The sequence below is a fragment of the Chryseobacterium sp. SNU WT5 genome, from assembly GCF_007362475.1.
GTDB lineage: Bacteria > Bacteroidota > Bacteroidia > Flavobacteriales > Weeksellaceae > Kaistella.
Genome location: NZ_CP041687.1, coordinates 215,857 through 229,987, shown reverse-complemented (window position 1 = coordinate 229,987; position 14,131 = coordinate 215,857). Strand labels below are relative to the sequence as shown.

Here is a 14,131-nt window from a genome sequence, read left to right as displayed (position 1 = left end):
ATACAAAAATGAAAATATTAGTCTTCGATAATTACGACAGTTTTACTTATAATTTGGTTCAGATGATTGAGCAAATCAGCGGCGATAAAGTAGATGTATTTCGCAATGATCAAATTGGTTTGGAGGAAAGCGAAAAGTACGATAAAATTGTTCTTTCACCTGGTCCCGGAATTCCAAGTGAAGCCGGAATTTTAATTGAACTGATTAAAAAATACGCCCCGACAAAATCCATTTTGGGTGTTTGTCTTGGTCAGCAAGCAATTGCAGAAGCTTTCGGTGGAAGTTTGATTAACTTAACAGAAATCTACCACGGTGTCGCGACCACTGCAAAAACAATAAAAAAAGACGCACCCCTTTTAAGAAATTTACCCGAAAATTTGGAAGTAGGAAGATATCACAGTTGGGCCGTTAATCCTGAAGATTTCCCCGAAGAATTGGAAATTACTTCAGTTGACGAAAACGGAATGATTATGTCGCTTCAACACAAAACGTACGATGTTCAGGCAGTTCAGTATCATCCAGAAAGTATCTTAACGCCGCACGGAAAAAAGATTATTGAGAATTTTTTAAAGAATTAAAATGAAAGAAATTTTACAATATTTATTCGACCATCAAACATTAAGTAAAGCCCAGGCGAAATCGATCTTACTCGAAATTTCAAAGGATATCTTTAATGAAATTGAAGTCACTTCATTCGTTACCGTTTTTTTGATGCGAAGTATCACGTTGGCGGAGTTAGAAGGTTTTACCGAAGCATTGCAACAATTAGCGCCTCAAATCAATTTGGGAACGGATGATTTGGTAGACATTGTCGGAACTGGTGGCGACGGAAAAAACACATTTAACATTTCGACTTTAGCGAGTTTGGTAGTTGCCGGAACTGGGCAAAAAGTAGCCAAACATGGCAATTACGCGGCGTCAACTATTAGTGGAGCGTCAAATGTTTTGGAGACTCTTGGATATCGATTTAAAGAGACAGAAGCCGAGTTGAAAAGTGATTTGGAAAAAGGAAATTTCTGTTATTTACACGCACCGATTTTTCATACTTCTCTGAAATCAATTGCACCGATGCGTAAAAATATTGGCTTGAAAACGTTCTTCAATTTATTAGGTCCATTGATCAATCCTGCGAAACCAAGATATACCATGATTGGTGTGGCGAATTTGGAGATCGCAAGAATTTACCAGTATTTGCTGCAAAAGAAAAACGCGGACTTTTTGCTTGTAAATGCTTTGGATGGTTACGACGAAATCAGTTTAACGAGCGATACGAAAATCATGGATAAAAATGGCGAGAAGATCTATTCAGCCGAAGAATTACAATTCAGAAATATTGATCCTGAAACCATTTTCGGCGGAAACAGTATTGAAGAAGCAGCGGAAATTTTTAAAACTATATTAGAAGGAAAAGGAACTTACGAACAAAACGCTGTTGTTTTAGCAAACGCCGCCATGGCTTTGAAGAATACAGAAAAATATGGCAATTATGAAAATTGCTTAATGATGGCGAAAGAAAGTTTTATGGAAGGAAAAGCCTTGAATTGTTTAAATGTTTTAATTGATTAAAGATGAATATTCTCGATAAAATAATTGAACAAAAAAAGATTGAAGTCGCGGACTCTAAAAAGAAGATTCCTTTGACTGAATTAAAAGATTCTGAACTTTTTACCCGCCAGACTTTTTCCTTAAAAGAATCCGTGAAATCGGGGAGTGGAGTTATCTCTGAATTCAAAAGAAAGTCGCCGAGTAAAGGAATTATCAATGATAAAGCTGATGTTTTAGAAGTCACAAAATCGTATGAAAAATTTGGATCGGGTGGAATTTCAATCTTAACTGATGAACAATTTTTTGGCGGAAAATTAGAAGATATTTTAAAAGTACGAAATGATATTTCAATTCCGATTTTGCGTAAAGATTTTATGATTGATGAATATCAATTTTATGAAGCGAAAGCCACTGGAGCCGATGTTATTTTGTTGATCGCATCTTGTCTTTCATCTTTACAAGTGCAGGAATTTACGGAATTGTCTCATGAATTAGGTTTAGAAGTTTTACTAGAAATTCATACCGAAGAAGAATTAAAACATTTCAATAAAAATATTGATTTAGTCGGAATTAATAATCGAAACCTGCAAGATTTCAAAGTCGATTTACAACATTCTGTTAATTTAAAAAACCTACTGCCGAAAGAAACGTTGTCAGTTGCTGAAAGTGGAATTTACTCCATTGAAGATTATCTATTTTTGAAAAAGAAAGGATTTGACGGATTTTTAATGGGTGAATATTTCATGCGAAATGAGAATCCGGGGAAAGCGTTTGAAGAATTTATAGTAGAAGTTAGAAATTAGATTTTAGAAGTTAGAATGGACCAACAAGCAAAAAACGACAACCAACAACCAAAGGTAAAAGTTTGCGGTTTAACAAAACTTGATCAAATCGAAGAACTAATTTCTTTGAATATCGATTTTTTGGGCTTTATTTTTTACGAAAAATCGCCGCGATATGTTTTGAGTTTTTTGACTTTAGATGAAATAAAATCAATCGCTCATCACGGAAAAATTGGAGTTTTTGTCAATGAAACGGTAGAGAATATTATTGAAATTTCCCAACAAGCCGGTCTTAATTACATCCAGCTTCACGGTGATGAAAGTGACGATTTTATTTCTGAATTAAAGAAAAAGCTAAATCCAGAGATAAAATTGATCAAAGTTTTTAGAGTAAGAACTGAATTAGAAAATTTAAAATTCAAAATTCAAAATCTAAAATCCGAAATTGATTACTTCCTTTTCGATACCGATTCCAAATCATTTGGTGGAACGGGGAAATCCTTTGATTGGCAAATTTTAAATGATTTAGAAATTAACAAACCTTATTTCTTAAGCGGCGGAATTTCTGAAGAGAATATTGAAAATCTAAAATTATTAAAGCAAAAACCTTTTGCATTAGATATCAATTCAAAATTTGAAATTGAACCTGGGAATAAGGATGTTAAGAAAATTCTTAAGTTTAAAAATAGATTAAGTCGCGAAGCGACGTCTTAATAAAGGATAGGATGAAATCCTATTAATGATGAATTAAAAAAACGCAGCAATGGCACAATCATTAGTCAAAAATTACGTCCATATCGTTTTCAGCACAAAACATAGAAATGATTTTATCGATATAGAAATAGAAGAAGAATCGTTCAGATATATTGCAACTATTTGCAAAAGTTTTGAAAGTACAGCGATCCAAATTGGGGGAACAGATAATCATATTCATATTTTATGTTTGCTTTCAAGAAAAATTGCGTTGATGAAATTGGTGCAGGAAATCAAAGCCCATTCTTCTAAATGGATCAAAACGAAAGGAAGTAAGTACGAACAATTTTTTTGGCAGGATGGTTATGGTGCGTTTTCGGTTTGTAAAAACAACTTGGAACCAATTAAAAAATATATTAAAAATCAGCGAGAACATCATAAAGAGATCGATTTTAAAAATGAATTCGTGAAAATATTAATTGATAATAGGGTTGAATATGAGGAAAAATACCTTTGGGATTGACACCATTCGTATTAATAGGATTTCATCCTATTCTTTGTTAAATCGCCACTTCGTGGCTCTAAATAAAATTAAAAAATGAAAACATATAAAAACCCCGACGAAAACGGATACTACGGAGAATTTGGTGGCGCATTCGTTCCCGAAATGTTGTATCCAAATGTGGAGGAACTACAACATAATTATTTAAAAATTATCAATTCGGAAGAATTCCAAAATGAATATCAAGATCTTCTAAAAAACTATGTTGGACGAGCAACTCCTTTATATTATGCCAAGAATTTAAGTGAAAAATATCAAACTCAAGTATATCTAAAAAGAGAAGATTTGAATCATACTGGAGCGCACAAAATCAATAACGCTTTAGGGCAGGTTTTACTGGCGAAAAAATTAGGAAAAAAACGAATCATCGCAGAAACCGGTGCCGGTCAACATGGTGTGGCAACGGCAACTGCGTGTGCTTTGATGAATCTGGAATGTATCGTTTATATGGGGGAAGTCGATATCGCACGCCAAGCTCCAAATGTTGGACGAATGAAAATGTTGGGAGCAACGGTAATTCCCGCCACTTCAGGTTCTAAAACTTTGAAAGATGCCGTAAATGAAGCGTTGCGAGATTGGATCAATAATGCTTCGACTACGCATTATATTATCGGAAGTGTGGTTGGGCCGCATCCTTTTCCGGACTTGGTATCGCGTTTTCAAAGTGTGATTTCGGAGGAAATAAAATGGCAGTTAAAAGAGAAGATCGGACGTGAAAATCCGGATTACGTGATCGCTTGTGTTGGCGGTGGAAGTAATGCTGCTGGGACTTTCTACCATTTTGTAGATGAACCGAGCGTTCAACTAATTGCGGCAGAAGCAGGAGGTTTTGGTTTGGATTCGGGGAAATCGGCGGCTACGACTTTTTTAGGAACTTTAGGTGTGTTGCATGGAAGTAAAAGTATTGTGATGCAAACGGAAGATGGGCAAGTCATCGAACCTCATTCGATTTCTGCAGGTTTGGATTATCCAGGAATTGGACCAATGCATGCAAACCTTTTTACAGAAAACAGAGCAGAGTTTTTCAGCATTACCGATGATGAAGCCTTGAGATCTGCCTTCGAATTAACGCAAATTGAAGGAATTATTCCGGCTTTGGAATCGGCTCATGCGTTGGCAGTTTTGGGAAAGAAAAAATTCGAAAAAGACGATGTCGTTGTGATCTGTTTGAGCGGAAGAGGGGATAAGGATATGGAAACTTATCTGTCGATATTATAAATTCTGAAGTATAAATTATTCATCTCAAATTTAATCGAAAATGAAAAAGAAACTCAACATATATTTCACAGCGGGAGTTCCCACGTTGAATGATACAACGGAAATATTAAAACTCATCCAAGATTCTGGCGCAGATTATATCGAAATCGGAATGCCTTATTCTGATCCGGTTGCGGATGGACCGGTGATTCAAAGAGCGCACGAATTTGCGTTGAAAAATGGGATGACGATCGCAGAACTTTTCAGACAATTACAATCAGTAAAAGGAGAAATGAATATTCCGATTATTTTAATGGGATATATAAATCCGGTTTTAAGTTTTGGATTCGAAGATTTCTGCAAAAGATGTAAAGATTCCGGCGTTTCAGGATTGATCATTCCCGATTTGCCACCCGTGGAATTTGAAAAAAATTACCGAACAATTTTAGAAAAATACAATCTGAATTTCATCTTTTTAGTAACGCCAGAAACTTCGGACGACAGAATTAAATATCTGGATTCGTTGAGCTCGGGATTTTTGTATGCGGTTTCAAGTTCTTCTACAACCGGGAATAATGCGAAAGAAATCAATAATGAAGAATACCTGAATCGACTTTCTACTTTAGGTTTAAAAAACCCGGTGATGATTGGGTTTGGAATAAAAAATAAATCTGATTTTAATAAGGTTACCGAAAAAGCAGATGGCGGAATTATCGGAACTGCTTTCGTGAATATTTTGCTTAATAATGAAGACTGGGCAAAAAAAGGAGAAGATTTTATTCGTAGCATAATAAATTAATTTTATAAATTTGCCCAGGAAAAAATCGGGCTAGAAGAATACTTTCATTTATAACAAAAATTTGAAGAAGCGAAATCCTGCAATAGGGATAGGAGTGGAAATCCTTTTTTGAAAAAAAAGGTTGCAACGGATAGCCCGACCCGAGTTAGCGTTGGGAAAGCGCTGTTAGGGCTTTAAGCCCTAACAGCGCTAAGGAAAGGTAACGAGGGGATTGCCCAAAAACAGAAAATAAAATGACAAGCACACAGAATAGAACTTTGCAGTTTCAGGAATTAGGTTTGATGGATTATGAACCGGCTTTTGAATTTCAGGAAAAATTGATGAAGGAAATCATCGATTTGAAATTGGCAAATCGCAGCCGAACTGACGACGAACAGGTAGAAACTCCGAATTTTTTATTGTTTGTAGAGCACCCACATGTTTATACGATTGGGAAGTCTGGGGACGAGCATAATATGCTGGCGAATGCGAAGAAGTTAGAAGAAATCAATGCGACTTTTGTAAAGACGAATCGCGGTGGAGATATTACGTATCACGGTTTCGGACAGATTGTAGGATATCCGATTTTGGATTTGGACAATTTTAAATCCGACATTCATCTATATATGCGGAATTTGGAGGAAGTGATTATTCGTACGATTGCAGAATATGGGTTGAAAGGCGAGAGAAGCGAAGGTGAAACCGGAGTTTGGCTGGATGTTGGAAAACCTTACGCCCGAAAAATCTGTGCGATGGGCGTGAAAACTTCGAAATGGGTGACCATGCATGGTTTTGCTTTGAATGTAAACACTGATTTACGCTATTTCGAATATATTATTGCGTGCGGAATTAAAGATAAAGGCGTGACTTCTTTGCAAAGAGAATTAGAACGGGAATTTTCTGACGCCGAAATGGCTGAAGTTAAAGAGAAGATTAAAAAACATTTTTGTGATGTTTTTGAAGCACAGATCGTTTAATATTTTTTCTCACAGATTACACGGATTTTCACAGATTAAATAAAACAGAAAATCACCTAAAATAAGGTGATTTTTTATTTGTAATTTTAAAATTGAACTCCTAACAAAGCAATTAGCAGAAAACATTTTTATAAGAATCTGTGAAAATCTGTGAAATCTGTGAGCAACAAATTACAGTTCTTTATACAATTCTACTTTTTCGAAAGTCTTCATTTTCTGATTTTCAATTTTATCAGAAATTAAAATCCCAGAAAGATGATCGATTTCGTGCTGTAAGATTACCGCTGTGAAACCTTCCACAATTTCGGTGTGTTTCTTTCCATTTAAATCAAAATATTCCAACTGAATAACTTGACTTCTATAAAAATAATCTCTGAAAACTTTGATGGATAAATCACCTTCAGGACCAAAATTCAAAACTTCTGAACGCCAAAGAATTTTCGGATTAATAAAATATTCCAAAGGTTTATCTTCTTTATCAAACCGTTTTGCCCAAATTATATTTCGATTAATTCCAACTTGTGGTGCAGCGATTCCGACACCACTTCCTGTAGAAAGAAGTGCAAGTTTCATACGGTTGACCAAAATTTTGGTATATTTATCTTTGGGATTTGCGTCAATCGATTGATCGAGTAAAACATAATGTTGCAAAGAATCTGAAGTCTGAAATATAGGAAGAGCAGTTTCAATATTACCTTCTGTAATTCGAGAAATTTCCTGTTTTGTATATTTTTGAGAAAAAGCGAAAACAGAAAATAATAGGAATAAAATAGAAATCTTTTTCATTTTTTAAAATGTTTTGTATCCTTTATATACTTGTGCAGATCTTTCTAACATCGATGCTGATTGATTTCTGAAATTCATTAAATGATCGGTGCCATTGTGCTGGTGGTGATGTTCATCGCTTTCCCAAAGTTCTACAATAAAGAAAACGCCTTTGTTTTCTTTGTCCTCTATTAAGTCGTACTGTAAACAACCTTCTTCTTTTCGGGTTTCAAAAACTAATTTTTTTAGTAATTCCAGGGCGTCCATCAAATCACTTTCTTTGAATTGGAACAAGGCAACGATATACAGGTTTTTCATAATGTAATTTAAACATCAAAGATAGAAACTGTAAACTTAACTTTTGAAATAAAATCAAAAAATTGCCCTAAAATTTCGTTTTTTCTTAATGGGAAAATTTTTTATCTTTGTGAAAATCGAAATATAAAATGGCAGAATATAAATTACTACTTCCATCGATGGGAGAGGGCGTGATGGAAGCGACGATTATCAGTTGGATGTTCAATGAAGGAGATTCCGTAAAGGAAGATGACTCTGTTGTAGAAATTGCAACCGACAAAGTAGATTCCGATGTTCCGACACCAGTTTCGGGGAAAATTATTAAAATCCTGAAACAGAAAGATGAAGTTGCTAAGATCGGTGAAGCAATCGCAATTCTAGAAGTTGCCGGCGCAGGAGAAGTGATTTCTGAGCAACCTCAGGAACCAAAATCTGCCGAAGAAGTAAAAACTGATATTCCAAATGTAGAGCCTGATGTTGTAAAAGGATTGGAAGAAGCAATGGAAAGTTCAAAATCCGCAACCAGTTTCGAAGGTTCTGATTTATATTTATCACCGTTAGTAAAATCAATTGCCCAAAACGAAAAAATTTCTGATGCTGAACTGCAAACCATCAAAGGAACCGGGTTAGACGGAAGAATTACCAAAGAAGATATTTTATCATTCGTTTCAAACAGAACTGTTCCAGCAGCGCCAAAAGCAGTTTCTACACCATCAGTTGCAGCAACTCCAAGTCCGGCTCCACAAGCTGCAGCTCCGGTTTCTGCACCAATAAAATTAAATGAAGGTGACGAATTGATTCAAATGGACAGAGTTCGTAAGATCATTGCTGATGCAATGGTGAAAAGCAAACACACTTCGCCACACGTTACCTCGTTCATCGAATCAGATGTTACGAATGTCGTAAGATGGAGAACGAAACACAAAGATATTTTCGAAAAGAGAGAAGGCGAGAAATTGACATATATGCCGATTTTTGTTCATGCGATTGTGAAAGCAATTCAGGACTTCCCGATGATCAACGTTTCTGTAGATGGCGACAAGATCATCAAAAAGAAAAATATTAATATCGGAATGGCAACTGCACTTCCAGACGGAAATCTTATTGTTCCTGTTATTAAAAATGCAGATCAACTGTCACTTTCAGGTTTGGCAAAAGCGATCAACGATTTGGCTTACCGTGCAAGAAATAAAAAATTGAGACCAGAAGATACGCAAGGTGCAACTTACACGATCTCTAACGTTGGAGGCTTCGGAAACCTTATGGGAACACCGATTATTCCACAACCTCAAGTTGCTATTCTGGCAGTTGGTGCGATTGTGAAAAAACCTGCAGTTTTAGAAACCAAAGATGGCGATGTAATTGCGATTCGTAATTTAATGTTTATGTCACATTCCTACGATCACCGGGTAGTAGACGGTTCTTTGGGTGGAATGTTCCTGAAACACGTTCACGATTATCTTCAAAACTGGGATATGAATACTGAGATTTAATTTTCAGCAGACCAAAATATAAAACTAAACCTTTGAGAACTTCTCAGAGGTTTTTTTTTTGGAGCTTAATCCCGCTTTCACTACTCGCTTTTTTGGGCAGCGGCTTCGCCGCCGCCCAACAAGAGCTCAAACATGCCGTTCAATCGGGGCTAGTTAATGGATTTTTAAATAAATTTCTCGCAGAATTGAAAACTCTAATTTGCCAAGAATTCATGAATATTTTAATTTAGAAATAAAATCGACAAAACAAGAAGAGAAATTCACGTGTGCGTTGCTTTTTTTCCTTTTCCTATTTTAGGAATAGTTCATAAAATAATTTTTGCATTCTGCTTATTTTAACTTTTGACTAATTTAAAAAAAACATTAATTTTTGTGACTTTTGTGGTTAATATGTAGCAGATTATTGCGATTCATTTCTCATAAAAGCATTAACTTTGATATTCATAAAATTAATTACCAAATGGTTACTATTAGAAAAGCACTTCCCGAAGATTCCTCACTTATTTTTGAACTGATAAAGAAACTTGCGGTTTATGAAAAAATGGAAGACGAGGTTGTCACTTCCGTAGAAGAACTTCAGGAAAATATATTTGTAAAAAAATTCGCCCACGTAATCATCGGCGAGGAAAATGGAATTCCAGCTGGATTCGCCCTTTATTTCTATAATTTTTCCACTTTTGTAGGAAAACCAGGTTTGTACTTAGAAGACCTTTACGTAGAACCGGAACACCGCGGCAAAGGATACGGAAAAACTTTGCTTATTGAACTCACGAAAATCGCCAAAGCAGAAAACTGCGGCAGAATGGAGTGGTCGGTTCTCAACTGGAATCAACCCGCTATCGACTTCTACGAATCGCTTCAAGCAAAACCAATGGATGAGTGGACGGTTTACCGTTTAGATGGAAAAGGAATCGCTGACTTGGCGGAATAAAAATTCTTCTAAAAACAAAAAGTGTGGACTTTCTAAGAATCCACACTTTTTTTATTTTAATCAAATTTGATTACATAATCTTGGCAACCTCGTCACAAAGCCATTCTAACATATCTCGATCTTCATCAGTAAAAGGATTTACTTTATGTGAATCAATATCAATTTGTCCGATATTTTTTCCATCTTTCATAATCGGAACTACGATTTCAGCTTTGGTATCGATAGAACAACTTAAATAATTATCTTGCTCATATACATCTGGAACTACAAATGTTTCGTTTGATACGGCCACCTGTCCACAAATTCCCTTTCCGTAAGGAATAATGGTATGATCTGTTGGAGCACCAACATAAGGGCCTAAAATCAATTCTTCTTTGTCACCGTTTTTAAAATAAAATCCGGTCCAGTTGAAATAGGAAATTTCCTGATCTAATAACTGACAAATTTTTTGAAGTTTCTCTTCCTTATTATCTTTTGGACTTTCTAATATAATGGAAAGACGTTTTTTTATTTCTGACATATTTTTTATTTTTAAGAAAATTCTTTTAGTTTTAATTCTTCTTTATAACCGAACATTCCACGTTCTTTAATTAAATCTGCAACACCTTCTGGTACTTCCTGTTCCCAATTCGGAATATGATTGGCAATTTTATCCAGGATAATTCGAGAATATATTTCAGAGTAGTCAGGATTGTAGTTTTGAATATCAACTATTCTTTTGTTGAGTTTGAAATATTTGTATAATTCTTTCAAATTATCATTAACCTTTAGATTATTAGAAGATAGTAATTGGTGGGTTTCCGGGTCTTTGTAGGGATAAAGATAGACGCGTACATCTTGTCTGAAAAACTTACCAAATGCTTCCAGAATTCCACCAGAAAGATTCTTGTAGTAATTTTCATCAAAAACGTCCAAAAGATTATTAACTCCCATTGCAACACCAATTTTTCCGTTGGTGTAAGGATTGAAATAATCGATCAGTCGATAATATTCTGAGAAATTAGAGATGATTACGGTATATCCAAGTTTTCCTAAAACATCAACTCGATCCAAGAAATCCCGTTCGTCAATATCTCCAGCTGCCCGCAAATTGGAGATCGTGATTTCGAATAATACTTCCGTCTCTTCTTCACTGCAGTCCCAGTCTTTTTTGAACATTTCAAGTCCGTTCACGAACATATCAATGTTGACCAAAGTAACAGGTCGAAAACTGCCGCGGACTGCAAATATATTTTTTTTGTAGAGAATATCTGCAGGCAACATATTGTTTCCTTTAGCATTAAAGATCACCGCATCAGTCATTCCATTTTTGACCAATTGTAAACTCATCAATCGATTATCAACATAATTAAATGCAGGGCCACTGAAATCGATCATATCAATTTCAACATTGTCTTTCGATATATCGTCGAAGAGGGAATTAATCATCTTCCGGGGATTATCGGAATAATTAAATGCCCCATAAATAAGATTAACACCCAGACTACCTAAGGTTTCCTGCTGTAGAGTTGCATCGTTTTCATTAAACTTAACATGAAGTACAATTTCGTTATAATCTTCTGTTTCTTCCAGCTGAAACCGTAGGCCTACCCAACCATGACCTTTCATCGTCTTGTCGAAGTTAATGGTTGTTACGGTGTTTGCGTAAGAAAAGAACTTTCGCCCAGGGCAACTTTCGCGTGATACCCGTTCTTCTATTAATGAAACTTCATAACGCAGCATCTTGCGTAACCGGTTTTGTGTCACATATCTATTTCGGGCTTCCTTTCCGTAGATAGCGTCACTAAAATCTTTGTCGTAGGCCGACATTGCTTTAGCAATCGTTTGGGAAGCTCCTCCCGCCCTGAAAAAATGGCGTACCGTTTCCTGGCCAGCTCCAATTTCGGCAAAAGTGCCATAAATATTCTGGTCAAGATTGATCGCCAAAGCTTTCTGCTTTGGGGTTAATTTCGGATGAATAACTGTCAATTCTAATTTTTTGTAAATTTACCAAAATTAAACCAACATCAAAAAAAATGAAGTTGAAATTTTTAGGAACGGGAACTTCGCAAGGAGTTCCGGTAATTGGATGTCATTGCGAAGTTTGTTCTTCTTCAAATCTACAAGATAAGCGCTTCCGTTCATCTGTCTTAATTACCACAGATACCGAAAAGAAGATCCTCATCGACTGCGGACCAGATTTTCGCATGCAGATGCTTGAAAATAAAGAAGAACAAATTGATGCTGTCTTGTTGACGCATGAGCATAATGATCATGTAATTGGGTTGGATGACTTGCGACCGTTAATTTTTAAAAACGGAAAAAATATTGACCTTTATGCTAAGAAAAGAGTAGGTGATGAGGTTAGAAGTCGATTTCCCTATGCCTTCTCCGATGTAAAGTATCCTGGTGCACCTTCTTTTAATTTGCATGAAATCGAAAAGCCATTTTCAATTTTTAAAACAGAAATTATTCCTATTGAAGTGCAACATTCCAAAATTTCTATTTTTGGATTTAAAATTAAAAATCTTGCGTATATCACGGATGCCAGTTTTATTTCTGACGAGGAGAAAGTAAAATTAAAGAATTTGGATTATCTGATTGTCAATTGTATAAGAAAGGAAGACTACCATCCTGCGCATTTTATTTTACCACAGGTTTTGGAACTGTTTGAAGAACTGAAACCTACCAAGATGTACCTTACGCATATTTCTCATCATTTGGGTTTGCATGAGGGAACGGAAGCACAACTTCCTGACAATATGTTTCTTGCGTTTGACGGTCTCGAACTGTTGTTTTAATTTCAAAAAATTATTAAAATTTACTTTTCTGGCAAAAAAAATAATTCTATATTTGCACACCAATTTAAAGAGCCCGGCTGGCGGAATTGGTAGACGCGCTAGACTCAAACTCTAGTATCGCAAGATGTACCAGTTCGATTCTGGTGCCGGGTACTAAAAGCCTCTGTAATCATTGATTGCAGAGGCTTTTTTATTGGATTCTAATGTTCATTCCCTAGATATTCCTTCGTTATTTTTGAAATTTCCTGCGCTTCAGCCAATTCAAGTAAAGTCCGGTTTACATTGAAAATTAAGTTACTTTCTTTCGGAAAAGCAAAACCATAGCCTTGCTGGTAATACTCGGCCTTAGAAATTTCCAGATCTTCATCTTTGTGATTATTGATATAATACATTAATTGCGGTCGGTCATAAACAATGGCATCAACCTGTTTGTTGTTCAACATTTTGATTGCTTGATCTAAATTTTCGACTGGCTTTATTCTAATATTATATTCCTTTAAAAAACTGATAGAAGGCGAACCTGAAATTGTGGCTACTTTTTTACCATTCAATTGCTCGATATTTTTAATGTCAACCGATTGGAAATTTGAAAAAGTTAAGACGCTCGCGATTCCGGCAATCATGGAAGTTGCAGATATAATAGAGACAATCATCCACGTTCCGGCAATAATTCTTCCCATTAATGTTACCGGTGCTTTGTCTCCATAACCCGTTGTACTCATCGTTACAATGGCTAACCACATTCCGGTTCCAATCCCTTTCGCTGGTTCCGCAGGGAATTGGTCAGGGGAAGCTTTCCGTTCTGCAAGCCAGAGAAGTGTTCCAACAATAGCGAGTATCACGAGGAAAATACCAATGGCGATTAATAGTTTAAAACTGAATAAAAGTTTAACTACATTCCAGATACTAAATTCACCTTGCTTATACGCAATTGCTAAACTGGATTGATAAAACGGTTGTGAAAATTTGAAGGAATCTGAACGTTGAGCGTTAATGGTAACGGGTCCAACAACTAAATCCAAATCTCCTTTTTTTAAAGCATCTAAGGCTAAATTAACAGTTTTATAAGATTTGTATTGATAGTTCCAGTTGAGATCACTTGCAATTTCATTCCAGATATTTACAGAAATTCCTTGCGGTGCAGGATTTCCTGTCTCCATAAAAACGAACGGAGTGGTTCCTGCGACACCAATTCGTAAGGAATCTATTTTAGGAGTTACAGTCTGCGCAGATACGGTATTAAAAAATAAAACATTAAAATTTAAAAAAAGTAAGATATAGAGAAGTTGTCGTTTCATGTCAGATTATAATTGTTGATCGAGGTTTTAAAA

Annotated in this window: 16 protein-coding genes and 1 tRNA gene; 12 read left to right on the top strand and 5 right to left on the bottom strand. The window is 35.7% G+C overall.

Annotated elements, in window-relative coordinates:
* Window positions 1-8: 8 nt before the first annotated feature.
* From FNJ88_RS01090 to lipB, 8 genes are all read left to right on the top strand, one after another.
* The gene (locus FNJ88_RS01090; protein WP_143851324.1) at window positions 9-578 is read left to right on the top strand and encodes an anthranilate synthase component II; all 570 of its coding nucleotides are present in this window, start codon (window positions 9-11) and stop codon (window positions 576-578) included.
* Between the two features lies 1 nt (window position 579).
* Window positions 580-1,566, top strand: coding sequence for an anthranilate phosphoribosyltransferase (gene trpD / locus FNJ88_RS01085; RefSeq protein WP_143851323.1), 987 nt, complete (start codon window positions 580-582; stop codon window positions 1,564-1,566).
* Window positions 1,567-1,568: 2 nt separating this feature from the next.
* Window positions 1,569-2,348, top strand: a complete 780-nt coding sequence (gene trpC, locus FNJ88_RS01080) for an indole-3-glycerol phosphate synthase TrpC (protein ID WP_143851322.1) — start codon at window positions 1,569-1,571, stop codon at window positions 2,346-2,348.
* Between the two features lie 15 nt (window positions 2,349-2,363).
* Window positions 2,364-3,041: a phosphoribosylanthranilate isomerase gene (locus FNJ88_RS01075; RefSeq protein ID WP_143851321.1), complete on the top strand. Its 678-nt coding sequence runs from the start codon at window positions 2,364-2,366 to the stop codon at window positions 3,039-3,041.
* A 49-nt stretch (window positions 3,042-3,090) separates the two neighbouring features.
* Window positions 3,091-3,543, top strand: coding sequence for an IS200/IS605 family transposase (tnpA, locus tag FNJ88_RS01070; protein ID WP_143851320.1), 453 nt, complete (start codon window positions 3,091-3,093; stop codon window positions 3,541-3,543).
* Between the two features lie 75 nt (window positions 3,544-3,618).
* Window positions 3,619-4,800, top strand: coding sequence for a tryptophan synthase subunit beta (trpB, locus tag FNJ88_RS01065; protein ID WP_143851319.1), 1,182 nt, complete (start codon window positions 3,619-3,621; stop codon window positions 4,798-4,800).
* Window positions 4,801-4,840: 40 nt separating this feature from the next.
* Window positions 4,841-5,578 carry a tryptophan synthase subunit alpha gene (trpA, locus tag FNJ88_RS01060; RefSeq protein WP_143851318.1) on the top strand — a complete coding sequence of 246 codons (738 nt, stop codon included), beginning with the start codon at window positions 4,841-4,843 and terminating at the stop codon, window positions 5,576-5,578.
* A 233-nt stretch (window positions 5,579-5,811) separates the two neighbouring features.
* A complete protein-coding gene (lipB, locus tag FNJ88_RS01055; protein WP_143851317.1) occupies window positions 5,812-6,534 on the top strand; it encodes a lipoyl(octanoyl) transferase LipB in 723 nt (240 codons plus the stop codon).
* Between the two features lie 171 nt (window positions 6,535-6,705).
* On the opposite strand, the gene FNJ88_RS01050 is transcribed toward lipB, so the two are convergent.
* Window positions 6,706-7,320: a peptide deformylase gene (locus FNJ88_RS01050; RefSeq protein ID WP_143851316.1), complete on the bottom strand. Its 615-nt coding sequence runs from the start codon at window positions 7,318-7,320 to the stop codon at window positions 6,706-6,708.
* Between the two features lie 3 nt (window positions 7,321-7,323).
* On the bottom strand, window positions 7,324-7,617 hold the full coding sequence (locus FNJ88_RS01045) for a putative quinol monooxygenase (protein ID WP_143851315.1): 294 nt from the start codon (window positions 7,615-7,617) through the stop codon (window positions 7,324-7,326).
* Window positions 7,618-7,745: 128 nt separating this feature from the next.
* On the opposite strand from FNJ88_RS01045, the gene FNJ88_RS01040 reads away from it, so the two are divergent.
* Together FNJ88_RS01040 and FNJ88_RS01035 are read left to right on the top strand one after the other, a co-directional pair.
* The gene (locus FNJ88_RS01040; RefSeq protein WP_143851314.1) at window positions 7,746-9,089 is read left to right on the top strand and encodes a dihydrolipoamide acetyltransferase family protein; all 1,344 of its coding nucleotides are present in this window, start codon (window positions 7,746-7,748) and stop codon (window positions 9,087-9,089) included.
* Between the two features lie 460 nt (window positions 9,090-9,549).
* Window positions 9,550-10,020 carry a GNAT family N-acetyltransferase gene (locus FNJ88_RS01035; RefSeq protein WP_143851313.1) on the top strand — a complete coding sequence of 157 codons (471 nt, stop codon included), beginning with the start codon at window positions 9,550-9,552 and terminating at the stop codon, window positions 10,018-10,020.
* Window positions 10,021-10,090: 70 nt separating this feature from the next.
* On the opposite strand, the gene FNJ88_RS01030 is transcribed toward FNJ88_RS01035, so the two are convergent.
* Together FNJ88_RS01030 and FNJ88_RS01025 are read right to left on the bottom strand one after the other, a co-directional pair.
* A complete protein-coding gene (locus tag FNJ88_RS01030; RefSeq protein WP_143851312.1) occupies window positions 10,091-10,540 on the bottom strand; it encodes a GAF domain-containing protein in 450 nt (149 codons plus the stop codon).
* 11 nt (window positions 10,541-10,551) lie between these two features.
* Window positions 10,552-11,979, bottom strand: coding sequence for a TonB-dependent receptor (locus FNJ88_RS01025; protein ID WP_143853843.1), 1,428 nt, complete (start codon window positions 11,977-11,979; stop codon window positions 10,552-10,554).
* 56 nt (window positions 11,980-12,035) lie between these two features.
* Here FNJ88_RS01025 and FNJ88_RS01020 point away from each other — a divergent pair, with 56 nt between their 5' ends.
* Entirely contained in the window at window positions 12,036-12,800 is a 765-nt protein-coding gene (locus FNJ88_RS01020) for an MBL fold metallo-hydrolase (protein WP_143851311.1), read from the top strand.
* 71 nt (window positions 12,801-12,871) lie between these two features.
* Window positions 12,872-12,953 (top strand) — tRNA-Leu (locus FNJ88_RS01015).
* A 47-nt stretch (window positions 12,954-13,000) separates the two neighbouring features.
* On the opposite strand, the gene FNJ88_RS01010 is transcribed toward FNJ88_RS01015, so the two are convergent.
* A complete protein-coding gene (locus tag FNJ88_RS01010) occupies window positions 13,001-14,098 on the bottom strand; it encodes a transporter substrate-binding domain-containing protein (RefSeq protein WP_143851310.1) in 1,098 nt (365 codons plus the stop codon).
* Window positions 14,099-14,131 lie beyond the last annotated feature (33 nt).